Annotated in this window: 22 protein-coding genes; 14 read left to right on the forward strand and 8 right to left on the reverse strand. The window is 62.1% G+C overall.

The annotated features are described in order from the left end of the window. Positions 1 to 5: 5 nt before the first annotated feature. The 10 genes from CD932_RS16800 (at position 6) to CD932_RS16845 (ending at position 8,068) form a co-directional block, all read left to right on the forward strand. Positions 6 to 467, forward strand: coding sequence for a CidA/LrgA family protein (locus CD932_RS16800; protein ID WP_094443939.1), 462 nt, complete (start codon positions 6 to 8; stop codon positions 465 to 467). Further along, positions 464 to 1,153, forward strand: coding sequence for an LrgB family protein (locus CD932_RS16805; protein ID WP_094443940.1), 690 nt, complete (start codon positions 464 to 466; stop codon positions 1,151 to 1,153). The genes CD932_RS16800 and CD932_RS16805 overlap by 4 nt, the downstream gene beginning before the upstream one ends. Before the next feature lie 64 nt (positions 1,154 to 1,217). Next, positions 1,218 to 2,318 (forward strand): tRNA 2-selenouridine(34) synthase MnmH, encoded by a 1,101-nt coding sequence (mnmH, locus tag CD932_RS16810; protein WP_094443941.1) that lies wholly within the window; start codon positions 1,218 to 1,220, stop codon positions 2,316 to 2,318. Positions 2,319 to 2,323: 5 nt separating this feature from the next. Continuing rightward, complete coding sequence (gene selD / locus CD932_RS16815; protein ID WP_094443942.1) at positions 2,324 to 3,379, forward strand: selenide, water dikinase SelD; 1,056 nt, start codon at positions 2,324 to 2,326, stop codon at positions 3,377 to 3,379. Between the two features lie 33 nt (positions 3,380 to 3,412). Then, positions 3,413 to 4,276 carry a putative selenate ABC transporter substrate-binding protein gene (locus CD932_RS16820; protein ID WP_094443943.1) on the forward strand — a complete coding sequence of 288 codons (864 nt, stop codon included), beginning with the start codon at positions 3,413 to 3,415 and terminating at the stop codon, positions 4,274 to 4,276. Positions 4,277 to 4,349: 73 nt separating this feature from the next. Continuing rightward, on the forward strand, positions 4,350 to 5,162 hold the full coding sequence (locus tag CD932_RS16825; RefSeq protein WP_094443944.1) for a phosphonate ABC transporter ATP-binding protein: 813 nt from the start codon (positions 4,350 to 4,352) through the stop codon (positions 5,160 to 5,162). Beyond that, positions 5,156 to 5,986 carry an ABC transporter permease gene (locus CD932_RS16830; protein ID WP_094443945.1) on the forward strand — a complete coding sequence of 277 codons (831 nt, stop codon included), beginning with the start codon at positions 5,156 to 5,158 and terminating at the stop codon, positions 5,984 to 5,986. Before CD932_RS16825 ends, CD932_RS16830 begins: the two co-directional genes overlap by 7 nt. After that, positions 5,983 to 6,780, forward strand: coding sequence for a phosphonate ABC transporter, permease protein PhnE (gene phnE / locus CD932_RS16835; protein WP_094443946.1), 798 nt, complete (start codon positions 5,983 to 5,985; stop codon positions 6,778 to 6,780). Before CD932_RS16830 ends, phnE begins: the two co-directional genes overlap by 4 nt. Positions 6,781 to 6,941: 161 nt before the next feature. Next, positions 6,942 to 7,583, forward strand: a complete 642-nt coding sequence (locus CD932_RS16840; RefSeq protein WP_094443947.1) for a hypothetical protein — start codon at positions 6,942 to 6,944, stop codon at positions 7,581 to 7,583. Next, the gene (locus CD932_RS16845; RefSeq protein ID WP_094443948.1) at positions 7,580 to 8,068 is read left to right on the forward strand and encodes a GNAT family N-acetyltransferase; all 489 of its coding nucleotides are present in this window, start codon (positions 7,580 to 7,582) and stop codon (positions 8,066 to 8,068) included. Before CD932_RS16840 ends, CD932_RS16845 begins: the two co-directional genes overlap by 4 nt. Before the next feature lie 147 nt (positions 8,069 to 8,215). On the opposite strand, the gene xerC is transcribed toward CD932_RS16845, so the two are convergent. From xerC to cyoA, 8 genes are all read right to left on the reverse strand, one after another. Continuing rightward, positions 8,216 to 9,313 carry a tyrosine recombinase XerC gene (xerC, locus tag CD932_RS16850; protein ID WP_094443949.1) on the reverse strand — a complete coding sequence of 366 codons (1,098 nt, stop codon included), beginning with the start codon at positions 9,311 to 9,313 and terminating at the stop codon, positions 8,216 to 8,218. A gap of 257 nt (positions 9,314 to 9,570) precedes the next feature. After that, a complete protein-coding gene (locus CD932_RS16855) occupies positions 9,571 to 10,107 on the reverse strand; it encodes a response regulator transcription factor (RefSeq protein WP_094444447.1) in 537 nt (178 codons plus the stop codon). 1 nt (position 10,108) lies between these two features. Next, positions 10,109 to 11,458 (reverse strand): ATP-binding protein, encoded by a 1,350-nt coding sequence (locus CD932_RS16860; RefSeq protein WP_094443950.1) that lies wholly within the window; start codon positions 11,456 to 11,458, stop codon positions 10,109 to 10,111. Beyond that, on the reverse strand, positions 11,442 to 12,263 hold the full coding sequence (locus tag CD932_RS16865; RefSeq protein WP_094443951.1) for an SURF1 family protein: 822 nt from the start codon (positions 12,261 to 12,263) through the stop codon (positions 11,442 to 11,444). Before CD932_RS16865 ends, CD932_RS16860 begins: the two co-directional genes overlap by 17 nt. After that, positions 12,260 to 12,664 (reverse strand): cytochrome o ubiquinol oxidase subunit IV, encoded by a 405-nt coding sequence (cyoD, locus tag CD932_RS16870; RefSeq protein WP_094443952.1) that lies wholly within the window; start codon positions 12,662 to 12,664, stop codon positions 12,260 to 12,262. Before cyoD ends, CD932_RS16865 begins: the two co-directional genes overlap by 4 nt. After that, complete coding sequence (gene cyoC, locus CD932_RS16875) at positions 12,661 to 13,296, reverse strand: cytochrome o ubiquinol oxidase subunit III (protein WP_094443953.1); 636 nt, start codon at positions 13,294 to 13,296, stop codon at positions 12,661 to 12,663. Before cyoC ends, cyoD begins: the two co-directional genes overlap by 4 nt. Further along, positions 13,289 to 15,292: a cytochrome o ubiquinol oxidase subunit I gene (gene cyoB / locus CD932_RS16880; protein ID WP_094443954.1), complete on the reverse strand. Its 2,004-nt coding sequence runs from the start codon at positions 15,290 to 15,292 to the stop codon at positions 13,289 to 13,291. The genes cyoC and cyoB overlap by 8 nt, the downstream gene beginning before the upstream one ends. 89 nt (positions 15,293 to 15,381) lie before the next feature. After that, a complete protein-coding gene (gene cyoA / locus CD932_RS16885) occupies positions 15,382 to 16,365 on the reverse strand; it encodes a ubiquinol oxidase subunit II (protein ID WP_254926640.1) in 984 nt (327 codons plus the stop codon). Between the two features lie 216 nt (positions 16,366 to 16,581). On the opposite strand from cyoA, the gene CD932_RS16890 reads away from it, so the two are divergent. From CD932_RS16890 to CD932_RS16905, 4 genes are all read left to right on the forward strand, one after another. Then, positions 16,582 to 17,928: an MFS transporter gene (locus CD932_RS16890; RefSeq protein ID WP_094443956.1), complete on the forward strand. Its 1,347-nt coding sequence runs from the start codon at positions 16,582 to 16,584 to the stop codon at positions 17,926 to 17,928. Positions 17,929 to 18,138: 210 nt separating this feature from the next. Then, on the forward strand, positions 18,139 to 21,630 hold the full coding sequence (locus CD932_RS16895) for a response regulator (protein WP_094443957.1): 3,492 nt from the start codon (positions 18,139 to 18,141) through the stop codon (positions 21,628 to 21,630). Beyond that, a complete protein-coding gene (locus CD932_RS16900; protein WP_094443958.1) occupies positions 21,630 to 22,532 on the forward strand; it encodes a protein-glutamate O-methyltransferase CheR in 903 nt (300 codons plus the stop codon). Before CD932_RS16895 ends, CD932_RS16900 begins: the two co-directional genes overlap by 1 nt. After that, the gene (locus CD932_RS16905; RefSeq protein ID WP_094443959.1) at positions 22,522 to 23,712 is read left to right on the forward strand and encodes a hybrid sensor histidine kinase/response regulator; all 1,191 of its coding nucleotides are present in this window, start codon (positions 22,522 to 22,524) and stop codon (positions 23,710 to 23,712) included. Before CD932_RS16900 ends, CD932_RS16905 begins: the two co-directional genes overlap by 11 nt. Positions 23,713 to 23,714: the final 2 nt, after the last annotated feature.

Genomic DNA, 23,714 nt, shown 5'->3' on the forward strand with positions numbered 1-23,714 from the left:
CTGTTATGCACGCCAGTTGCTCCCCTCATGCTTTGTCCCTTGCCGCGCCGCCGGCCTGGCGCCGTCCCGCGCAAACGCTGTGGCAGGTGGGCCTCCTGATTGCCGCCTGGTGGGCCTTCGATCATGTGGCCGCAGCCTTGCATCTGCCATTTTCGGGCGGCGTGGTGGGCCTGTTCGTGCTGCTGCTGTTGTTGGCGACAGGCTGGCTCAAGCCTGCCGCCATCGAACTGGGCGCCAACTGGCTACTGGCCAATATGCTGCTGTTTTTTATTCCGCTGGTGGTGTCGGTGGTGCAATTTACCGAGCTGATCAAGGCCAAGGGGCTGATTTTGCTGCTCGACATCGGCCTTGGTTTTTCCTGCGTGATGCTGGCGACCGCCTTCACGGTCGAATGGGTGTGCCGCATCGAACGCCGGCGGCGCCTGAAAAAGCTGCTGCGCCAGCGCGCGGCAAGGACGGCGCCATGAATACCCTGTCATTGTCGCTGCTGTTCCTGCTGCTGACCCTGGTGCTGTTCTATGCCAACCAGGCGCTGCACCGGCGCCATCCGCACGTGTTGCTGACGCCCGCGATCTGCACCTCGGCCATCTTGATCATCATCGTGCAGACCACCGCCACGCCGTTTTCCACGTATTTTGGCGAAACGCGCTGGCTGCCCTGGCTGCTGGGGCCGGCCACCGTCGCCTTTGCGCTGCCGATCTTCCAGGAGCGCAAGCTGATCCGCAAGCACTGGCTGGCCCTGTCGCTGGGCAGTTGCGCCGGCATCGTGGCCTCGATCGCCGCCACCTTGCTGCTCGACCGCCTGCTGGGCGTGCATGGCGACATGGCGCGCAGCCTGCTGGCGCGGTCGGTCTCGACGCCATTCGCGCTGGAAGCGTCGCGCCAGATGGGGGGCTCGGCCCAGCTGACCGGCATCTTCGTGGTGATGACGGGCCTGTTCGGGCTGATGCTGGGCAAGCCGCTGCTGAAACTGTTGCCGCTGCGCATGCGCATCGCCCGCGGCGCCCCGTATGGTGCGGCCGCCCACGGCTTTGGCCTGTCGGTGGCGCGCAGGGTCGGTACGGAAGAAGGCGCGGTGGCCAGCCTGACCATGATTTTCTCGGGCGTGGTCACGGTGCTGCTGGCGCCAGTCATCGGGCACGTGCTGGGCTAAGCCCGCACACCGGCGGCGGTTATCGGGGATAATACGGCTTCACCCGTTTCCCGGCGCCGCCACGATGAAATACCCCGCAGTTTTGCCCTTTGCCGAAATCCTGCCGCAACTGGGCCAGTTCGATGCCATTATCGACGTGCGCAGCCCGTCCGAATTTGCCGAAGATCACTTGCCGGGCGCCATCAACCTGCCGGTGCTCGATGATGAAGAGCGCATCAAGGTCGGCACCCTGTACAAGCAGACCAGCGCCTTCGAAGCGAAGAAGGTGGGGGCGGCGCTGATCGCCAAAAATATCGCGCACCATATCGAAACCCATTTTCTCGGCCATCCGCAAGCGTGGAAGCCGCTCGTGTATTGCTGGCGCGGTGGCAACCGCAGCGGCGCCATGGCACATATCCTGGCGCGCATCGGCTGGCCCGTGATCCAGCTCGACGGCGGCTACAAGGAATACCGGCGCCATGTGAATGCCGAACTGGCCACCCTGCCTGGCGCATTCCATTTCATCAATGTGCTGTGCGGACCCACCGGCAGCGGCAAGAGCCGCTTGCTGCAGGTGCTCGACCGGCAAGGCGCGCAGGTGATCGACCTGGAACAGCTGGCGGCCCACCGCGGCTCGGTGCTGGGCGGCTTGCCCGAGGCAAACCAGCCATCGCAAAAAGCATTCGAAAGCGGCCTGTGGCGGCAGCTGCGCCATTTCGACGCCGGCAAACCCGTGTTTATCGAGTCCGAAAGCAAGAAGGTGGGACGCTTGCGCGTGCCCGACGCGCTGATGGACAAGATGCGCGCCGCCGACTGTACCAACGTGCAGCTGTCCACCAGCGACCGCGTGCAGTTGCTGATGGAAGACTACGCGCACTTCGTTGGCGACCCGGAAAAACTCAATGTGCAACTGGCGCTGCTGACGCAGCTGCATGGCCGCGAAAAAATTGCTCACTGGCAGCAGCTGGCCCTGGCCGGCCGCATGACTGAATTGGTCGAAGAACTGCTGGTGCAGCATTACGACCCCGGCTATTTGCAATCGATCAGGCGCAACTTCAGCCGCTACCAACAGGCCGCAGCCCTGGTGCTGCCCGATATTTCCGATGCTGCGTTCGAGCAAGCTGCGCGCGGCTTGTGTGCTATCGTCAGCACCAACACCAACAACACCCCCATCAGCAGGAATTAACTCTTATGTCAGATAGCATTGCAGCACCGATCCGATTGACCGAATTTGCCCATGGCGGCGGCTGCGGCTGCAAGATCGCGCCGGGCGTGCTGGCCGATATTCTGAAAGGCAGCGGCGGTTTTCCCATCCCGAAAGAGCTGCTGGTCGGCATCGAGACGGCCGATGACGCCGCCGTCTACCAGCTGAACGACGAGCAGGCGCTAATCGCTACTACCGATTTCTTCATGCCCATCGTCGACGACCCGTTCGACTTTGGCCGCATCGCCGCCACCAACGCCATTTCCGACGTCTACGCCATGGGCGGCACGCCCATCATGGCGCTGGCCCTGGTCGGCATGCCGATCAACAAGCTGCCGGTGGAAACCATCGGCCTGATTCTGAAAGGCGGCGAAACCGTCTGCGCCCAGGCCGGCATTCCGATCGCCGGCGGCCATACCATCGATTCGGTCGAGCCGATCTACGGCTTGGTCGTGCTGGGCCTGGTGCACCCGTCGCAGGTCAAACGCAATGCGGGCGCGCGCGCCGGCGACAAGCTGGTGCTGGGCAAACCGATCGGTGTGGGCATTTTGTCGGCGGCCCTGAAAAAGAATGCGCTCGACGCCGACGGCTACGCGGCGATGATTGCCAACACCACCAAATTGAATACGCCAGGCAAGAAACTGGCCCTGCTCGACGGCGTGCATGCGCTGACCGATGTGACCGGCTTTGGCCTGCTGGGCCACACGCTGGAACTGGCGCGCGGCGCCGCTCTGCTGGCGCGCATCGCGTTCGCTGACGTGCCGCTGCTGCCGCAGGTCCGGCAACTGGCCGACCTCGGCAATATCACGGGTGCCTCGGGACGCAACTGGCAGGGTTATGGCGCGCAAGTGCAGCTGGCCCCATCCCTGAACGCGGTCGACCAGGCCATCCTGACCGACCCGCAAACGGCCGGCCCGCTGCTCGTTTCGTGCGCGCCCGAGGCGGTCGAACAGGTGCTGGCGATTTTCCGCGCCGAAGGTTTTGCGGAAGCGACCGTGATTGGCGAGATGCAGGCAGGCGCCACCGGCGTCGCCATTTATTGATTCAATTCGTTCCTATTTATAGAAAGCAAGCTCATGAACTTCTCCAAATTCCCCGCCATCCTGGCCACCGTCGCCGCCACCCTGGCCATCCACAGCGGCATCGCCCAGGCGCAGCAAGTGTTGCGCGTGTCGGCGATTCCCGACGAAGCGCCGACGGAATTGCAGCGCAAGTTCAAGCCGCTGGGCAGCTACCTGGAGAAAAAGCTGGGCATGAAGGTGGAATTTACGCCCGTCACCGATTACGCCGCATCCGTCGAAGGCCTGATCAACCACAAGCTGGACATGGTGTGGTTCGGCGGCTTTACCTTCGTGCAGGCAAACGTGCGCAGCGGCGGCAAGATCGTGCCGCTGGTGCAGCGCGAGGAAGATACCAAGTTCCGCTCGGTATTCGTCACTACCAGCAAGGACATCAACAGCCTGGCCGACCTGAAAGGCAAGAATTTCACGTTTGGTTCGGAATCGTCGACCTCGGGCCACCTGATGCCGCGCTACTACCTGCTGGCCGCCAAGATCAACCCGGATACCGACATGAAGCGCATCGCCTTTTCCGGCGCGCATGACGCCACCGTGGCGGCCGTGGCCGGCGGCAAGGTCGATGCGGGCACCCTGAATATCTCGGTATGGGAAAAACTGGTCGAAGCGAAAAAAGTCGATCCGGCCAAGGTGCGCGTGTTCTACACCACGCCTGGCTACTACGACTACAACTGGAGCGTGCGTTCGGACATGAACCCCGTCATGCGCCAGAAGCTGACCGACGCCTTCCTGGCGCTGGACCCGTCCACGCCCGAAGGCAAGGAAATCCTGGAACTGCAGCGCGCCACCAAATTCATCCCGACCAAGGCCGAGAACTACAAGGAAATCGAAGCGGCTGCGCGTGATGCGAAGTTGTTGAAGTAATTTTTCGTTCAATCGTTGTACCTCAGGTCGGATGACGCCCTTCGGCCTAATCCGACCTACTTATCTTATAAGCATGACACTCCAACTGCACAAGGTCAATGTCCACCACGCGGGCGCCGCTGGCAATGCGCTGGCGCTGCGCGAACTGAGCCTGGACGTGGCGCAAGGTGAACAGATCGCCCTGATCGGTCCCTCGGGCGCCGGCAAGACCAGCCTGCTCCATACCCTGGCCTGTGCGCTGCGCCCCGCATCCGGCACACTCCATATTCTGGGTGCCGCGCCTTGGCAACTGGCCAGCGGCGCGCGCCACGCCCTGCGCGCGCGCCTGTTCCTGGCGCCGCAAACGCCGCCCTTGCCGCCGCGCCAGCGTGTGGTCAACGCCGTGCTGGCCGGCCGCCTGCCGCAATGGAGCTTGTGGACCGCGATCCGTTCGCTGGTGGCGCCGACGGACCCGCGCGCCGCCTGGGAAGCGCTGGGCAGGTTCAATCTGCAGGACAAATTGTATGCGCGGGTCGACCGCCTGTCCGGCGGCGAACGCCAGCGCTGCGGCATGGCGCGCGCGCTGGTATCAAACGCCGAAGTGTTCCTGGTCGATGAACCGCTCTCCGCGCTCGACCCCACGCTGGCCTTGCAGACAATTGCTGTATTGCAGGAAGAAGCCACGGCGCGCAACGCCACCCTGATCTGCAGCCTGCACCAGGTCGAGATCGCCCGCGCCTGCTTTGCCCGCATCGTCGGCCTGCGCGACGGCCAGGTAGTGTTCGATGCGCCGGCCACGCAAGTGACCGACGCGATGATCGCCGCGCTGTACAAGAACAAGATGGACCCCGCCCCCGAATTCGATGCCGTGGCGGCTGAACCCGAAGCGGCGAGGCCCCATTGCTGACGGCGCCACCCTTGCCGCGCGACCCGGCCTGGCGCGGGAGGCTGATCACGACCGCCGTGATACTGATCGTGCTGTGGCCAATGCTGGTGCAGGCCGAATTCAAGCCCTGGATCTTGTGGGACGCGCAAAGCCTGGCAGCGACCTGGAACTTTCTCTCCAGCTTTATACCGCCGGCCCATACACCGGAGTTCCTGCAGCTGGTGCTGGTGTCGAGCTGGGAAACCATCGCCATGGCCACCGCCGGCATGGCGCTGGCCATGCTCGGCGCCATACCCCTGACCCTGCTGGTGACGGAGCGCCTGTCGATCTCGCGCATCGGCTCCGGCCAGGTGTCACCCTTGGCGGCGGCCCTGCGCCATGGCGTGCGCAGCTTGCTGGTGTTGCTGCGCAGCGTGCCGGAACTGGTGTGGGCGCTGTTGCTGGTGCGTATCGTTGGCCTGGGCCCGACGGCCGGCGTGATCGCGATCGCCCTCACCTATTGCGGCATGCTGGGCAAGGTCTACGCGGAAATCCTCGAGTCTTCCGACGCCTCGGCCTGCAACGCCCTGCTCAACAACGGCAGTGGCCGCCTGGCCGCCCTGCTGTATGGCGCCCTGCCCGAATCGGCCGCCGAACTGGTGTCGTACACGATTTACCGCTGGGAATGCGCGATCCGCGGTTCCGTGGTGATGGGCTTTGTCGGTGCGGGCGGCCTGGGCCAGCGCATGGATGAGTCGATGAAGATGATGGCCGGCGGCGAGCTGGCCACCATGCTGATGGTGTTCGTGCTGCTGGTCGCCGGCGCCGACGCCGTCTCGGCCATGCTGCGACGCAGGCTGGCATGAAAACACTGCCGCCCCTGCCAGTCGCCACACCGGTACGCTGGTCCACCTGGACCTTGCTGGCCGCGCTGGTGCTCCTGATCGTCGCCAGCTTTGCCAGCCTGCCTTTGAAATGGGGCGAGTTATTCAGCGCGGACGCCATCCGCACCACCCTGGACTTCCTGCACGGCTTCGCACCGCCGGAACTGGCGAGCGCTTTTCTTGCCAAAGTCGGCGTCGCCACCTTTGAAACCCTGGCCATGTCGGCCATCGGCACGATGATCGCCGCCGTGCTGGGCGCGCTGCTGGCCCTGCCCGCCAGCGGACGCTTTGGCCTGCTCGCGCGCAACAGCACGCGCGGCATGCTGAACGTGCTGCGCTCGATCCCCGAACTGGTGTGGGCGTCGATCCTGCTGATCGCCGCCGGCCTGGGGCCATTTGCCGGCACCCTGGCGCTGGCCCTGCATACGGTGGGCGTGCTGGGCCGGCTGTTTGCCGATGCCTTCGAGAATTGCCCGCCGCTGCCGGCCGCCACCTTGCGCATCAACGGCGCGCGCCCGGCCGTGGCCTTTCTGTACGCGACCTTGCCGCAATGCAGCCCGCAAATGATGTCCTACACCCTGTACCGATGGGAAAACAATATCCGCGCCGCCGCCATCCTCGGCGTGGTGGGCGCCGGTGGCCTGGGGCAAATGCTGAAATACCATTTGTCGCTGTTCCAGATGCAACAGGCGGCCACCGTGATTATCGCCATGCTGCTGATGGTGGCGGCCGTCGACGCGCTCAGCTATCTGCTGCGCCGGGCGATGACCAGATAAGGACGTTTTTGCCTGCGGCGCAAGGGCGGAATTGTTCCTGAGTGACACGGCCAACATAACGGCCAGGTCTGCGCCAACATCTGCCGGTGGAAATGCTAATATTGCCCAGGCAATGCAAGCACACTCGCGGCATTTACACAGACCAGACAAGGAACAACAGCATGGGATTGGCAATATCCGTCGGCGCACTGGCCGAACTGCAGGAAGAAGACCCGGAAGACGCACAATGGCTGCAGGACGCCATCGGCCAGGCGAACGCCTTGCTGCAACAGGCAGGGCTGCCGCTGCACATGGAGCCGGCATCGCTGCCGCAACTCGATACGCGCGCGATGGCCGATTCCTTTCCTTACAGCTGTCTGCATTATCTGCGCCGTGCCTATGCGCATGCGGCGCTCGATGGGCAGTGGCGCGCCACGCCGCTGGCCGAAGGCGAGGATCCGACGGACGATCCGGTGCTCGACGAGGCGCAGAGCATGTTTGACAGCCACCTGATCTGCCACTCCGACTGCGAAGGGTTTTATTTCCCCATCGTCTTTGACGACGTCATTTTTGCCGACGATGACCATCCTCTGCCGGGCGGCATGCTCGGCTCTTCCTACAAGCTGCGCGAGGAACTGGCGACGGTCGCCCCTGCGCTGGGTATCTTCCTGCTGGGCGATGAGCTGGGCGACGAGGAAGCAGAACGCATCAATACCCGCATCGATGCGGAAGACGGCTTGCAGCGCGAGCTGTTGGCCTGGCTGGCGGCGTACGAAGCGTGCCGGCTCAGCATCGCGCACAAGACGGCCATCGTATTCAATTGAACGTCGTCATCCGCGCTACCGGACTGGCCGACTGGCGCGCCCTGAAAACGACGCGCCTGGCCGCCCTGCTCGATGCGCCGACCGCGTTTGGCGCCAGTCATGCCAGTGCGGCCGCCTTCACGGACGAGGATTGGCAAGAACGCGCGGTGAGCACGGCGCAGCGCACTTTCGTGCTGGCCTATGCCGGTGGCCAGCCCATCGGTATTGCCGCCCATGTGGTCGATGGCCAGGGCGAGTGCAGCCTGCAGGCTATGTGGCTCAAGCGCGAATATCGCGGCAGGGATATTGCGGCAAGATTGGTCGATGCCGTCAAGCAATGCACCGTGGCTGGCGGCTACCGGCGACTGGTGCTCGATGTGTCGCCCGACAATGCGCGCGCGGCGGCGTTCTATCGCAAGCAGGGGTTTGTGTTCCTGCCGCAGTGGCAGCCGCTGGACAGCCACCCGCATATCCGGGTGCAAACAATGGCGTGGCTGGCGGCGTAGTTTTAACCCAATTGCAAAGTGCTGCGGTTAAGGGTCAGTTGCGTCTCTTCGGGTTTTCACAGTAACCGCACCGGATGCGCGGGCCGGTTGCATCTGTTTGCGGTGCCACCGCGTCAAACCAGCACGTTTTTTTCCAGCATCCGACGTCTATTGCGCACGCCTGGACAGCTCCTGGTAAAGCTGTGTCGACCGTTCCAGTGCCAGTCCAAGCGACTCGGTCACTTCGGCAACTGGCGTGCCTTTCTGAAATTCCTGGACCGCGAACGTGTTACGCAGCGTTCTGCCGCCAGTGCGTGACACGTCCGCCATGCCGGCGCGCTGAAACGTCGCTTTCACCTGTCGATACACTGTGGCTTTGTTGAGCCTGGCCCCTTGCCGATCGGCGGGAAATACGAGCGTTCCGGGTATGTCGAGCATGCGGCGTTCAGCGAGCCAGTTCAATAACTCACGCGCCGCGATCGGCGGCAAAACAGCAGTGTGATCGTAGCTCGTGTCGTGCTTCGCCACCGGGGTGATATGAATCTCAAGAGCGCCATCGATCCGACTCTGTTTGGCGACTTCTTCGACGAGCAGACCGATCGTTTCCGCAACCCGCAACCCGCCCAGCAGCATGACGATTTGCATCGCCCGGTCGCGGCGCCGTTTCCAGCTGGCATAGCCGCGGCCGGGAGGAACGTCGATTGGCGGAAGGTGCGCTAAAAATGCCGCGATTTGAATGTCGTCGAGCGCGATCGTTCGTCCATCGCTGGCCACTTTTCCTGTCTTGAACGCATCGAAAATGGCGCTTTGTGCCGCGTTCGGACTGATTTCCAAATGCGTCAGGCACCGCTCGATCAGTCGCAGGTAACGATAGGCGATTTTGCTGTTGAGGTCCTTGGATTCCGGCGCATCGCCGTAGTCGAGAAATTGCAACAGATCGCGCGCAGTGATCCGCGAGAACACCTTGTGCTGATCGTTCATCCACAGCGCGAATTTCCCAAACATATAAACGTACACCGACGCGGATGCGTCGGAGATCGGCGGCCTGTCGTTGGCGCCGGCATGTTTCGAAATCCTGACGAAGTCGGTACTTTTAACAAATTGCTTAAAAGCATCTAAAGGATGAGCATCCCATTGAGTCGAAAGTGGCATGATTCGATTACCTGCAAAGGGGCGCTCCATCTTACCTATAAATGCCACTAACTGACGAAAATTTGCAGATGATTTGTAGATGAGGGGCGGAATCGTTACGCAGAGGTCGGCCATTTTTTGCAGACGCTTTCCGGTGATTATCGTTCAATTTTTTGTGACCGTCGGCACCTCTGACATCCTGTTGCTTTTTATTTCCTGTCGGTTAGTTGCATTTTGAGTGCATCGAGCGCCCCCTTTTTTAGGGTTTCGGCTGCTTGTTTGTGCGTAATGAAAATGGCGGTGGATTTGCGATGCCGCTCGCTTCGCGACCGTATTGCGCCCCATTGGGGCGCACCGCCCTGCAGGGTCCAACCCTGTCCTTGCTCCTGGGCCTACTTCACCCTTTGCTTTTCCAGCTTTCTCGCCAGGGTGCGCCGATGCATTCCCAGCCGCCTTGCCGTTTCCGAAATATTGAAATCGGTCTCGGCCAGCATTTCGTGGATGCGTTCCCATTCCAGGGTCTTGATATTGGTGGCGCGGCTGCTCAGTTCGATTTCGGCCGCCCCGGCCACATGGCCGAAGGCCGCTTCGATATCGTCGGTGTTCGACGGCTTGGCCAGGTACTGGCAGGCGCCCAGCTTGATCGCTTCGACGGCCGTGCCAATGCTGGCGTAGCCGGTCAGCACGACGATCAGCATTTCCGGATCGTGCTGGTGCAGCATCTGCACGCAGGCCAGGCCGGAAGTATTGCCGTTCAGTTTCAGGTCGACCACGGCGTAGTCGGGGCAATGTTGTTCCAGCAAGGTGCTCGCTTCGTCGAAGTTGGTGGCCAGGATCACCTGGTAGCCGCGCCGTTCGAACGAGCGGCCCAGGGTGCGCGCAAAGGCGGCGTCGTCTTCGATGATCAGCAGCAGCCGATCGGCAGCCAGTTCAGTTGACATGGTGGTCGCTTTCACTTTCCAGTTTGATGGCCGCCAGCGGCAGCGCCAGGTGCACGGCCGCCCCACCCTGCACCCGGTTGCGCGCCGTTACCGTGCCGCCCAGGGTACGCGCCACGTTGACCACCAAAAATAGGCCCAGGCCGCTGCCTGGCTTGCCCTTGGTGGACTGGTAAGGCTTGCCCAGGTGGCTCAGCATCGACGGCTCGAAGCCGGGACCGGCGTCCGTCACCACCAGGTGCAGCGCATCGGCTTCGCGCGTCGCTTCAAAGCGCAGCCAGTCGGGCGAGGCTTCCAGCGCATTGTCGAGCACATTGCAGATGGTCTGCTTCAAGGTGGAATCGAACACCACCGGCACGTCAATCTCGATACGGTTGTCGTATTCGAAATGGTGGATGGGACGGCTGCTGCGCCACTCGAGCGCCAGTTCGTCGAGGAAGGTATTGATGGTGGTTTTCACGGAAGATTCTCCGCGCGCCTCGCCGGCCGACAATAAAATGCCGCTGACGATGCTTTTGCAGCGCTGCAGTTGGGCCTGCATTTCGGTGATTTCTTCCAGCAACTCGCTGTTCTTGCTCAGTTCGGGCATGCGGCGCCAGTCCCCCAAAATCACCGACAACGTGGCCAGCGGCGTGCCCAGCTCATGGGCAGCACCGGAAGCGAGCAGCCCCATGCGGATGATATGTTCTTCTTCGGCCGCGCGCTGGCGCAAATCGGCCACCTTGGCGTCGCCGGCGCGCTGGTTGCGGTTGATGCGGGTGATGAACAACACCAGCAAGGCGGCGTTGAGCATAAAGCAGATCAACAGCCCCTGCACATACAGGCTGGCAAAACCGCGTTCGGGGTCGATCGGCAAAATCAACGGGCCGGGCAGCAAGGCCAGGCCGGCCAGGCACAGCCCGGTAATGGCCACCATGATCCAGGTCGAGCGCACCTCCAGCAGCACGGCGCTGAGGATCACTTGCAGCAGATACAGGAAGGCAAACGGGTTGCTGATGCCGCCGCTCAGGTAGAGCTGGGCCGTCAGCACGGTCACGTCGACCAGCAGCGCCAGAAACAGCGCCGTATTCGACACCGGCTGGCGTTCATGCCAGCGCAGCAGGCTGGCCAGGTTGAAAGCGATCAGGCAGGACAGCACTTCGAGCATATACGGCACCGGCAGGGCGATGCCCAGCCCCAGGCCGACGCCGAAGATGGTGCTGATCTGGCCGATCACGGCCAGCCAGCGCAACTGGATCAGCAGCTTCATGTTCTGGTGGCCGGCCGGATGTTCCATCTCGGCTGCCACCGCACCGCGCTCCAGGACTTCGCGGTTGGGCACTATTTCAATCCTGCCCGGCATGGTAATGAGGAGCATTAGCAGCAAGCGGACGCCGGCGGCGCGCTTCGCGCACGATCCACCAGCTGATGCCCGCCACCATCAGGGCCAGCGCATACCAGGTCAGCGCATAGACCAGGTGGCTGTTATGGAAGGAAATCACGGTCAGCCCGCCCACCGGGGCGTCCGGCGCGCTTTCCTGGGCCCTGGCCGCATCGACAAAGTATGGCGCCAACCCGGTGAGCATATGCGAGCCGCCGATGGCGGCCACGTCGCGCGAATACCAGAGCTGCCTGACAGCGTCGTTCTCGCGCAGGAAGCCGCCGCGCGGTTCGCTGATGCGCAGCAGGCCCTCGATGGTGACCGTGCCCGGCGGCGTGCTGACGGCGATGCCCTTGCGATCCTTCACGAAGCCGCGGTTGACCAGCACGGTCGTGCCGTCGGCCTGGCGCAAGGGCGTGAGCAGCCAGAAGCCGCTGCCAAGGTCGGTGCTCGCCTGGACCAGGGTATTGAACAGGGGAAGATAAATGCCGGAGAGGCGCACATGGCGGTACTCGTCCGTTTGCTGCGTGACACTGGCCCAGCGCTCGGGACCAGGGGCCTGCGTTGCCGGCGCATGTACGCGTTGTTCGACGCGCTCGATCAGGTCAAGCTTCCATTGCAGGCGCATGACTTGCCAGGTGCCCAGGGCACAGAAGCCGGCAAAAACCATCCCCGCAAGCAGGGCCAGCGCAGTGCGCATGGCCTTGCCGCGTGGGCCTGGCACGGCATCTTGCGATGCCGCGCCAGGGGCGCGCCCGGTGTTGCCTGGGCGCGGTTGGTGCATCATGGCGCCGATTGCATGTGCGTGGCGTCAGGCATCATGCTTGGCATCATGTTGTGGTTCATGTGGTACATGACCCACAGCGAACCGGCCATGGCGATGACCACCACCATGATGGTGAAGATCAGGGCCATCATGTTCCAGCCGCCTTCCGACTTGCTGTTCATGTGCAGGAAGTACACCATGTGCACCACCACCTGCACCGCCGCAAAGCCGAGCAGGACCAGGCCCATGGTGCCGGAACTGGTGATGGTTTTGTTCATCACCAGCCAGAACGGGATGGCCGTCAGGATGACCGACAGGATAAAGCCGATGGTATAGCTTTTCAGGCTGCCATGGTCATGCTGGTCATGGTGCGCACTGTCGTGGCCGTGACCGTGGTCGTCGTGTGTGTGGTGGCCGCTCATGGCAGAACTCCCATCAGGTATACAAAGGTGAAGACGCCGATCCAGATCACGTCCAGGAAGTGCCAGAACAGCGACAGGCACATCATGCGACGGCCGTTTTCCGGAGTCAGGCCATGCTTTTTCAGCTGGAACATCAAGGTCACGAGCCAGATCACGCCGAACAGCACGTGCATGCCGTGGGTGCCGACCAGGGCGAAGAACGAGCTCAGGAAGGCACTGCGCTGCGGGCCGGCGCCTTCATGGATCAGGTGCACGAACTCGTACATTTCCAGCGACAGGAAGGCCACGCCGAACAGGCCGGTGATGGCCAGCCACAGCAGGGTGCTACCCAGTTGCTTGCGCTGCATCGCCAGCATGGCGAAGCCATACGTGATCGACGACAGCAGCAGCATGGCCGTATTGAGCGCGACCAGCGGCAGGTCGAACAGCGCGGCGCCGGTCGGGCCGTCCGCGTAGTTGCGGCCCACCACCGCATAGGTGGCGAACAGACAGGCGAAGATCAGGCAATCGCTCATCAGGTAGAGCCAGAAACCGAGCAGGCTGCCGTTTTCCGGGTGGTGCTCGCGCACAAAATACTGCTTGCGAACTGCGGCGCCCGGGGCGCCGGTGTTATGGACGATGGTTTCAGACATGGCTGTTCAGCAATTTAGTGTAAGCGTTTTCGGTACGGACCACTTCTTCCGCCGAAATATAGTAATCGCGCTTGTAGTTAAAGGTGTGGACGATGATGGTGATCAGCATCACCAGGAAGCCGAGACCGGCGACCAGCCACATTTGCCAGATCAGGCCGAAACCGACCACGGCGGCCAGTGCCGAGATCACGAAACCGGCCCAGGTGTTTTTCGGCATGTGGATCTTCGTGAAGCCCGAGGTCGGACGCTCGTAGCCATGTTTCTTCATGTCGGTCCAGGCATCGAGTTCATGCACTTGCGGCGTGAAGGCGAAGTTGTAGTCTGGCGGTGGCGACGAGGTCGACCATTCCAGCGTACGGCCACCCCATGGGTCGCCGGTGAAGTCGCGCAAGGCGGCGCGGTTGCGGAAGCTGACGTAGAACTGGATCACCAGGCAGGCGATGCCCAGTGCGATCGAGACGGCGCCGAACCAGGCGATGATGGTCCACACTTGCAGCGATGGATCTTCAAAGTGGTTGAGACGACGCGTCACGCCCATCAGGCCCAGCACATACAGCGGCATGAAGGCCAGGTAGAAACCGACGAACCAGAACCAGAACGAGCATTTGCCCCAGAAGGTGTCGAGCTTGTAGCCGAAGGCTTTCGGGAACCAGTAGTTGATTGCGGCAAACACGCCGAACACCACGCCGCCGATGATGACGTTATGGAAGTGGGCAATCAGGAACAGGCTGTTGTGCAGCACGAAGTCGGCCGGTGGTACGGCCAGCAAGACGCCGGTCATGCCGCCGATGGTAAAGGTGACCATGAAGCCCACGGTCCACAGCATCGGCAACTCGAAGCGGATACGCCCGCGGTACATGGTAAAGAGCCAGTTGAAGATCTTCGCGCCGGTCGGGATCGAGATGATCATCGTCGTGATGCCGAAGAAGGAGTTGACGCTGGCGCCCGAACCCATCGTGAAGAAGTGGTGCAGCCATACCAGGTAGGACAGGATCATGATGACGCAGGTGGCGTAGACCATCGACGCATAGCCGAACAAACGCTTCGAGCAGAAGGTTGCGACGACTTCGGAGAAGACGCCAAAGATCGGCAGCACCAGGATGTAGACCTCGGGATGGCCCCAGATCCAGATCAGGTTGACGTACATCATGGCGTTGCCGCCCAGTTCAGTGGTGAAGAAGTTGAAGCCGGCCATGCGGTCCAGGCCCAGCATGGCCAGCACGGCCGTCAGCACCGGGAAAGCGGCAACGATCAGGATGTTGGTGCACAGCGCGGTCCACGTAAAAATCGGCATGCGCATCCAGGTCATGCCTGGCGCGCGCATCTTGACGATGGTGGCGATCAGGTTGACGCCGGACAGCAAGGTGCCGACCCCGGCAATCTGCAAGGACCAGATGTAATAGTCTACCCCCACGTCCGGACTGCCGGCGATGCCCGACAGCGGCGGATACGCGAGCCAGCCGGTACGGGCGAACTCGCCGACGAACAGCGAAGCCATCACGAGCACGGCGCCCATGGTGGTCATCCAGAAGCTGAAGTTGTTGAGGAAAGGGAACGCCACGTCGCGCGCGCCGATTTGCAGCGGCACCACGTAGTTCATCAGGCCCGTCACGAAGGGCATCGCGACGAAGAAGATCATGATCACGCCGTGGGCGGTGAAGACCTGGTCGTAGTGGTGCGGCGGCAGGAAGCCGGCGTTGTCGCCAAAGGCGATCGCCTGCTGGGTGCGCATCATCAGCGCGTCGGCAAAGCCGCGCAGCAGCATGATGATACCGAGGATCATGTACATGATACCGATTTTTTTATGGTCGATACTGGTGATCCAGTCGCGCCACAGGGTGCCCCAGACGCGGAAATACGTCAGCGCCGCAACCAGTGCGATGCCGCCCAGGCCAACCATTGCAAAGGTCGCCAGCAGGATAGGTTCGTGAAATGGAATTGCATCCCAAGTCAGACGGCCGAATATAAGCTTCGTCAGATCAATATGGTCTAGCATTGTTACTCTCAGAGAAAAAAGGGAGGCGCCAGGCGAACGGCGCCAGTATCTGCCGCGCTGAACGACGCGCGGCGGGATTCATGCAGTTGTTACTTGGCTTGAACGCCCTTTTCAACCACCGCATTGCTGGCCACTACTGCCGTGGCAGGCGCTACCGGGCTTTCTGCCAATGCCACTTTGTATGGCTGCACCGGCGTCACGCACAGCGCGTCGGAAACGATGGTGCGATTCAGGATGGCCTTGTACAGATCGACCGGCACGTTGCTGTAGCGGCGCACGGGATCGCGCTCGCTCGGCTGGGCAAGGGTCAGGTAGTCATCGCGGTTCAGCGCGCCGCCGCCGGCACGGGTGGTCGCCACCCATTTGTCGAAGTCCGCATCATTGACGCCATGGAACTTGAAGCGCATGCCCGAAAAGCCCGCGCCGCTGTAGTTGGCCGAGAAACCATCGTAGACGCCCGGCTTGTTCATTACAGCGTTGAGCTTGGTCTCCATGCCCGGCATGGCGTAGATCTGACCTGCCAGTGCCGGAACGAAGAACGAGTTCATCACCGACTGCGCGGTAATCTTGAAGCGGATCGGACGGTCGACCGGCGCATACACTTCATTGACCGAGGCGATGCCCAGCTCCGGATAGATGAACAGCCATTTCCAGTCCAGCGCCACCACTTCGACGATCATCGGCTTGGTGCTTTCTGGAATCGGACGGTTGGCGTCGATGCGGCTCAATGGACGATACGGGTCCAGCGTGTGGGTGCTGATCCAGGTCAGGAGGCCGAGCACGATGATGATCAGGAGCGGCGCGCCCCAGATGATCAGTTCCAGGCGCGTCGAATGGTCCCAGTCCGGCTCATACTTGGCCGCGGTGTTGTTTTTTCTGTAGCGCCAGGCGAACAGCAGGGTGAGAGCGATTACCGGAACGATAATCAGCAGCATCAGCAGAGTGGAAATGACAATCAGATTGCCTTGCTGGACTGCGATATCACCGGACGGATTGAGTACCACCGTATTGCATCCTGCCAATAAGGTAAGAGGTAACAGCGCCAGTCCGTGACGAACTTTGAGTGAAAACATACAGGAAAGTCCAGTACAGGGGATAAAGATATGGTACTTTATTCTTACTGGAGCACAATGGCAATTGGACGTTTTGTCCACCCCTTGGGCCCGGACTTCATTCAGTAGTAAAGGACTTGTCCTACAGCTACTGTCTGAATGGTCCTACTTCAGGTTTGAGACGCCTGGGGTAAGTTATACGTGTTGTCGAACTCGAAACTATGAAAGAGGCTCATCATGTCCAGCACGCGCATACATAGCGGAGACGTACCCGCTGATTTTTCCCCCCACTCCCTGCGCGACGCACGCGGCGCCGGCACGGTCGAATCCCATATCGACCCCGGTGAGATCGCCGTCGGCGTGATCATCGGCCGCGCTTCCGAATATTTTGACTTTTTTGTCTACGCCATTGCCTCGGTACTGGTGTTCCCGCAGGTCTTCTTCCCGTTCGAAGAGCGCCTGGAGGGCACCTTGTACGCGTTCCTGATTTTCTCCTTTGCCTTTATCGCCCGTCCTTTCGGTACGGTGATCTTCATGGAAATCCAGCGCCGGCTCGGACGCAGCGCCAAGCTGACCATGGCCCTGTTCCTGCTCGGCGTCTCCACCGCCGGCATCGCGTTCCTGCCGACCTACGCGCACCTGGGCTTTGCCGCCATCATCTGGCTGGCCGTGCTGCGCGTCGGCCAGGGTGTCGCGCTTGGCGGCTCATGGGACGGCCTGCCGTCGCTGCTGGCCCTGAACGCGCCCGAAAACAAGCGCGGCTGGTACGCCATGCTGGGCCAGTTGGGCGCCCCGCTCGGTTTCCTGATCGCCGGCGGCCTGTTCTGGTTCATGCTGACCAACCTGACGAGCGAAGAATTCCTCGACTGGGGCTGGCGTTATCCCTTCTATGTGGCCTTCGCCATCAACGTCGTCGCCCTGTTTGCCCGCCTGCGCCTGGTCTCGACCAATGAATACGCCAAGCTGCTCGACGAGCGCGAACTGCAACCGGTGAGCGTGTTCGAAATGAGCCGCGGCCAGGGCCGCAACGTGATGATCGGCGCGCTCGCCGCGCTGGCCAGCTACGCACTGTTCCACCTGGTGACGGTGTTCCCGCTGTCGTGGGTGTCGGTGTACCAGACCCGCGCCGCCTCGGACTTCCTGCAGGTGCAGATGGTCGGCGCCGTGCTGGCCGCCATCGGCATCGTGCTGTCGGGCCTGCTGGCCGACCGCTTCGGCCGCCGCACCACGCTGGGCACGCTGGCCGTGCTGATCGCCATCTTCAGCGCCTTTATTCCCAGCCTGATGGGTGGCGGCAATACTGGCCAGGACGCCTTCATCCTGGTCGGCTTCAGCCTGCTGGGCCTGTCGTACGGCCAGGCCGCCGGTGCCGTGACAGCCAACTTCCCTGCCCGCTTCCGCTATACCGGCGCGGCCCTGACGTCGGATCTGGCGTGGCTAGTCGGCGCCGGCTTCGCCCCGCTGGTGGCGCTGGGACTGTCGGCCAACTTCGGCCTGGCCTATGTCAGCTTTTACCTGCTGTCGGGCGCGGTCGCCTCGCTGGCGGCGCTGAGCCTGAATCGCGCGCTGGAGATCCGCAACTAGGCTTTATTGAGTGGCAGACAAAAACGGGACCCGGTCGGGTCCCGTTTTTTTATTGCCTGTTGATTCCTCGTCTTTTTGACCGCGACACACGCGTGCGCCACTGCAGCGTCCGTACCGCCTGCTATGCTATCGCCTGCCGCACGATTGCGCTTCAGAAATATTGCTTTTCATTTAAAATTATTTACCCCTGATTATTCTTCCACGGACCCGATGAATACCAAGACTCCGATCGACACTTTCAGTTTCCGCCGCATCCTCGCGCGCAACGTGACCCTGCCGCTGGTGGTCGGCGTGCTGACGGCGCTGGTGTTTGTCGGCCTCATCGCCTATCTGCTCAGTGCGCTGCGCTCGGTCGAGCATTCCGAACGGGTGATCGGCAACGCCAACGAGGTAATGAAGCTGTCGGTCGACCTGGAAACGGGCATGCGCGGCTATCTGCTGACGGGCGACGAAACCTTCCTGGCGCCCTATAAATCGGGGAAGGCCAAGATCGCGGTGGAAATGACCACTTTGCTGGGCCTGGTGGCCGACAGCCCGATCCAGGAAGACCGTTTGCGCCGCATCGGCGCGCTGCAAAACCAGTGGACGCAGTATGCCGAAACGATCATCGACCAGCGCCGCAATAACCAGGAATACCTGGCGCGCGTGCGCCAGGGCGAGGGCAAGCTGGAATTCGATGAAATCCGCCGCGAATTTCTCGCCTTTCTGGGCATGGAGCAGCGCTTGCGCCAGGAGCGCGGCGACTCGGCCGAGGCGCGCACCGTGATGGCGGTGGTGGTGTTCCTGGTGCTGAGCCTGGGCTTGTCGGGCCTGCTGGCCTTGCTGGGCCGGCGTGAACTGATGCGCTTGTCCGATATTTATAATGAGGCGCTCGAGCAGCGCGGCAAGGATAACGAGGTGCTGCAGGAACAGGCCTGGCTGCGCACGGGCCAGACCGAACTGGCCGCCTACACGAGTGGCCAGCTGGCCCTGCCCCAGCTGGGCCGCCAGGTGCTGGACTTTTTGGCCAACCGGCTTGACGTGGCGGTGGCGACCATCTACGTGACCGAAGAAGACGCTAGCCTGCGCCGCACGGCCGTGTACGGTTTCAGCGACCAGCATATCCAGGACAAGCAGGTCTTCAAGCCTGGCGAAGGCCTGGTCGGCGAGACGGCGCGCGAGAAAAAACTCAAGCATTTGAAGCAAGTGCCCCACAATTACCTGATGGTCAGTTCCAGCCTGGGCCACGGCGCGCCGCTGGAACTGGTCTTGATGCCAGTAAACAACGAAGGCGCCGTCAATGGCGTGATCGAACTGGGCTTTACGCGGCCCGTGGTCCAGCGCGAGCTCGAACTGCTGCGCCTGATCGCTTCCAACGTCGGTACTTCGCTGGAAGCGGCGCTGTATCGCCAGCGCCTGCAAAACGTGCTGGAAGAAACCCAGCAATTGAACGAAGAGCTGGAAGTGCAGCAGGAAGAGCTGCGCACGGCCAATGAAGAGCTGGGCGAGCAGTCGCGCGTGCTGGAACAATCGCAGTCGCACCTGGAACAGCAGAAAGCGGCGCTGGAGCAATCGAACGAACAGCTGGCCATGCAGGCGCTGGCGCTGGACCAGAAAAACGTGGCCATCGGCCAGGCGCACGACCAGTTGGAAGCGCGCGCAGCAGAGCTGCAGCGCGCCAGCCGCTACAAGTCGGAATTTTTGGCCAATATGTCGCACGAGCTGCGCACGCCGCTGAATAGCTCGCTGATCCTGTCCAAGTTACTGGCCGACAATAGCGACGGCAATCTGACGCCGGAGCAAGTGACGTTTGCGCAAACCATTTATTCGGCCGGCAATGACCTCTTGACCCTGATCAACGACATCCTCGACATTTCGAAGGTCGAGGCTGGCAAGCTGGACCTGACGCCGGAAGCCATCCCCTTCAGCGAACTGCTGAGCAGCCTGCGCATGCTGTTCGGCGCGCAAGCGCAGCAAAAAAAACTCGACTTTTCCGTGTCGGTGGCGCCGGACGCGCCGCCCTCGTTTGTCAGCGACCGCCAGCGCCTGGAACAGATCCTGCGCAATCTGCTGTCGAACGCCATCAAATTTACCGATACGGGCACCGTTTCGGTGCAGGTGATGGCGGACGCGGCCGGCCATGTCCGCTTCCAGGTCCAGGACAGCGGCATCGGCATCGCCGACGACCAGCAGCAAAAAGTGTTCGATGCCTTCCACCAGGCCGATGGCACCACCAGCCGCCGCTATGGCGGCACGGGCCTGGGCCTGTCGATTTCGCGCGACCTGGCGACCTTGCTGGGCGGCACCATCGAACTGAGCAGCACACCCGGCCATGGCAGCACCTTTACGCTGGTGCTGCCGATGGCCTGGCAGGAACGCGCCGTGCCGCAAGAGCAGGCGCTGGCGCCTGTCAGGGCCGCGCCGCCTGCGCATATCCGTACCAGCTCGGCCGCCATCGCGCCGCTGGCGGCGCCGAAACCGGTGCCGGTCGCCACCTTCAAGGACGACCGCGAAAGCGTGCCGGCCGCGCGCACCGGCGAGCGCTCGGTGCTGGTGATCGAGGACGAACCGGCGTTTGCCGGTATCCTGTTCGATCTCGCGCATGAAATGCATTACAAGTGCCTGGTCGCACACGGCGCCGAGGAAGGCTTGCGCCTGGCGGCCGAATTCCTGCCCGACGCCATCCTGCTCGACATCGGCCTGCCCGACCGTCCGGGCCTGCTGGTGCTGCAAAAGCTCAAGGAAAACCCGCTGACCCGCCATATCCCCGTGCATATCGTCTCGGGCAATGACCAGGTGCAGGCGGCCATGCAGCTCGGCGCCATCGGCTACGCCACCAAGCCGCGCACGCGCGAGCAGCTCAAGGACGTGTTCCTCAAGCTCGAATCGAAGTTTACGCAAAAGATGAAACGCATCCTGCTGGTCGAGGACGATGAACGCCAGCGCGAAAGCGTGGTGCACCTGATCAGCGACGACGATGTGGAAATCACTGCCGTGGCGCTGGGTGAAGAAGCGCTGGCCTTGCTGAAAACGCAGATTTTCGACTGCATGATCATCGACCTGAAGCTGCCCGATATCCAGGGCAACGAATTGCTGGAACGCATGGAGCATGAAGAGCTGTGCTCGTTCCCGCCCGTCATCGTCTATACCGGCCGCAACCTGAGCCGCGAGGAAGAAGCGGACCTGATGAAGTATTCGCGCTCGATCATCATCAAGGGCGCCCGTTCGCCCGAACGCCTGCTCGACGAAGTGACCTTGTTCCTGCACAAAGTGGAGTCGGAACTGTCGACCGAGCGCCAGGGCATGCTGCAGCAGGTGCGCAGCCGCGAACGCGTGTTTGAAGGACGCAAGATCCTGCTGGTTGACGACGATGTGCGCAATATCTTCGCCCTGACCAATGCGCTGGAGCAAAAAGGCGTGGTGGTGGAAATCGGCCGCAACGGCTTTGAAGCGATCAGCAAGCTCAACAGCGTCAACGATATCGACCTGGTGCTGATGGATGTCATGATGCCGGGCATGGACGGCCTGGAAGCGACGCGCCAGATCCGCGCCGACGGCCGCTACAACAAGCTGCCGATCATCGCCATTACCGCCAAGGCCATGAAGAATGACCAGGAAGAATGCCTGCAGGCCGGCGCCTCCGATTACCTGGCCAAGCCGATCGACCTGGACCGATTGTACTCGCTGCTGCGCGTCTGGATGCCGAAGATGGAACGCATCTGATGCTGGTCGATTACACGGAGGTGCAACTGCAAGCGCTGATGGAGGCCATCTACCAGCGCTACAGCTATGATTTCCGTGATTATTCCGCGCCCTCGCAGCGGCGCCGCCTGAACCATGCGCTGGCGCGCCTGCATTGCGCCAGCCTGGAAGAACTGCAACGCAAGGTACTGAAAGACCCTGGCGCCTTCGGGCAGCTGCTGCAGACGCTGACGGTGCCGGTTACCGCCATGTTCCGCGATCCGGGGTTTTTCCTGGCCCTGCGCGAGCAGGTGGTGCCGGTGCTGAAAACCTATCCGTCGCCAAAAATCTGGGTGGCCGGCTGCTGTACCGGCGAAGAAGCGCTGTCGCTGGCCATTATCCTGCACGAGGAAGGCATGCTCGAACGCAGCCTGATCTACGCCACCGATATCAATCCGGTGGTGCTGGACAAGGCCCGCCTCGGCGTTTATCCCCTGCCCCCCATGGCCGGCTACGGCGCCAATTACACGGCGGCCGGTGGCCTGGGCAAGCTCGACGAGTACTATACGGTGGAACATGGCACGGCGCGTTTCGACAAGCGCTTGCTCGATCGCATCAATTTTGCCGACCACAGCCTCGCAACCGACAGCGTGTTTGCGGAAACGCAGTTGATTTGCTGCCGTAATGTGCTGATCTATTTTAATAAAGCCCTGCAGGACCGCGCGCTGGGCTTGTTCCATGAATCGCTGTGCCACCGGGGTTTTCTCGGTCTGGGCAGCAAGGAAAGCACGAATTTCAGCGCCTTTGCCAGCCACTTCGAAGCACAGCCCGGGCTGGACAAACTGTACCGCAAGCGCTTGTCCCTCGGCGCCCAGCGACATGAGACGCGGCACAAGCCGCGCCAGGGAGGCTTGGCAACACCAGGAAACAGCCATGATAAATGACACACAGACCCGCACCAAACTGCTGATCGTCGACGACCTGCCGGAAAACCTGCGCGCGCTCAACGCCCTGATACGCGAAAACGACCGCAGCGTCTACCAGGCGTCGTCGGGCGAAGAAGCACTGGCCTTGCTGCTCGAACACGACTTCGCGCTGGCCATCCTCGACGTGCAGATGCCGGAAATGGACGGCTTCGAGCTGGCCCAGCTGATGCGCGGCACCGACAAGACGCGCCATATTCCCATCGTCTTCGTCACGGCGGCCGGCAAGGAAATGAATTTCTCGTTCCAGGGCTATGAAAGCGGCGCCGTCGACTTTTTGCACAAGCCGCTCGACATCAACGCCGTGCAAAGCAAGGTCAATGTATTTGTCGCCCTGCACCAGCAGCGCGCCGAAACGCGGCGCCAGGTGCAGGCGCTGGAGCACAGCCGCCAGCAGCAGGACGCGCTGCTGCAGCAATTGCGCGCCACGCAAGCCGAGCTGCAGCGATCCTTGCGCATGCGCGACGAATTCATGTCGATGGTGGCGCATGAACTGCGTACGCCCCTCAACACCCTGTTCCTGGAGACCCAGATGCGCACCCTGAACCTGGAAAACGGCAACCTGGCCGCCTTTGCGCCCGATAAACTGCCGAAGATGGTGGCGCGCGACGCGCGCCAGATTCGCAGCATGGTGCGCCTGATCGACGATATGCTCGACGTGTCTCGCATCAGCAGCGGCAAGCTGTCGATCCGGCGCGAACCGGTCGACCTGGCCGCGCTGGTGCGGCGCGTGGCCGAAGATCTGGCGCCCTGCCCGGACCAGCTGCGGGTGCAGGTGCAGGCAGAGGCGCAGGTCGAAGGCTACTGGGATGGTTACCGGGTCGAGCAGATCGTCGTCAACCTGATCAGCAACGCGCTGCGCTACGGCGAAGGCAAGCCGGTCGACATCAGCCTGGCAAAGACGAAAAACAGCGCCGTGCTCGAAGTGCGCGACCATGGCATCGGCATCGGCCCCAAGGACCAGGAACGCATCTTCGACGCCTTCGAGCGTGTGGTCAACCAGGACAGTACCGGTGGCCTGGGCCTGGGGCTGTTCATCACCAAGCAGCTGGTCGACGCCCACGGCGGCGCCATCACCGTGCAAAGCCAGAGCGGCCATGGGGCGCTGTTCAGCGTGACGCTGCCGCTGGCGGGATCGTGATC

It is taken from the genome of Janthinobacterium sp. PC23-8 (genome assembly GCF_002250505.1).
Lineage (GTDB): Bacteria > Pseudomonadota > Gammaproteobacteria > Burkholderiales > Burkholderiaceae_D > Janthinobacterium.

What these genes read in the sequence shown, in the direction of transcription:
- CD932_RS16865 (WP_094443951.1), bottom strand. Translation starts at nt 12,263, where the DNA reads ATGATGCACCAACCGCGCCCAGGCAACACCGGGCGCGCCCCTGGCGCG.
- CD932_RS16890 (WP_094443956.1), top strand. Translation starts at nt 16,582, where the DNA reads ATGTCCAGCACGCGCATACATAGCGGAGACGTACCCGCTGATTTTTCC.
- cyoA (WP_254926640.1), bottom strand. Translation starts at nt 16,365, where the DNA reads ATGTTTTCACTCAAAGTTCGTCACGGACTGGCGCTGTTACCTCTTACC.
- phnE (WP_094443946.1), top strand. Translation starts at nt 5,983, where the DNA reads ATGAAAACACTGCCGCCCCTGCCAGTCGCCACACCGGTACGCTGGTCC.
- cyoD (WP_094443952.1), bottom strand. Translation starts at nt 12,664, where the DNA reads ATGAGCGGCCACCACACACACGACGACCACGGTCACGGCCACGACAGT.
- CD932_RS16860 (WP_094443950.1), bottom strand. Translation starts at nt 11,458, where the DNA reads ATGCCGGGCAGGATTGAAATAGTGCCCAACCGCGAAGTCCTGGAGCGC.
- CD932_RS16805 (WP_094443940.1), top strand. Translation starts at nt 464, where the DNA reads ATGAATACCCTGTCATTGTCGCTGCTGTTCCTGCTGCTGACCCTGGTG.
- CD932_RS16905 (WP_094443959.1), top strand. Translation starts at nt 22,522, where the DNA reads ATGATAAATGACACACAGACCCGCACCAAACTGCTGATCGTCGACGAC.
- CD932_RS16895 (WP_094443957.1), top strand. Translation starts at nt 18,139, where the DNA reads ATGAATACCAAGACTCCGATCGACACTTTCAGTTTCCGCCGCATCCTC.
- cyoB (WP_094443954.1), bottom strand. Translation starts at nt 15,292, where the DNA reads ATGCTAGACCATATTGATCTGACGAAGCTTATATTCGGCCGTCTGACT.
- selD (WP_094443942.1), top strand. Translation starts at nt 2,324, where the DNA reads ATGTCAGATAGCATTGCAGCACCGATCCGATTGACCGAATTTGCCCAT.
- CD932_RS16825 (WP_094443944.1), top strand. Translation starts at nt 4,350, where the DNA reads ATGACACTCCAACTGCACAAGGTCAATGTCCACCACGCGGGCGCCGCT.
- cyoC (WP_094443953.1), bottom strand. Translation starts at nt 13,296, where the DNA reads ATGTCTGAAACCATCGTCCATAACACCGGCGCCCCGGGCGCCGCAGTT.
- CD932_RS16840 (WP_094443947.1), top strand. Translation starts at nt 6,942, where the DNA reads ATGGGATTGGCAATATCCGTCGGCGCACTGGCCGAACTGCAGGAAGAA.
- mnmH (WP_094443941.1), top strand. Translation starts at nt 1,218, where the DNA reads ATGAAATACCCCGCAGTTTTGCCCTTTGCCGAAATCCTGCCGCAACTG.
- CD932_RS16900 (WP_094443958.1), top strand. Translation starts at nt 21,630, where the DNA reads ATGCTGGTCGATTACACGGAGGTGCAACTGCAAGCGCTGATGGAGGCC.
- CD932_RS16800 (WP_094443939.1), top strand. Translation starts at nt 6, where the DNA reads ATGCACGCCAGTTGCTCCCCTCATGCTTTGTCCCTTGCCGCGCCGCCG.
- xerC (WP_094443949.1), bottom strand. Translation starts at nt 9,313, where the DNA reads ATGGCCGACCTCTGCGTAACGATTCCGCCCCTCATCTACAAATCATCT.
- CD932_RS16820 (WP_094443943.1), top strand. Translation starts at nt 3,413, where the DNA reads ATGAACTTCTCCAAATTCCCCGCCATCCTGGCCACCGTCGCCGCCACC.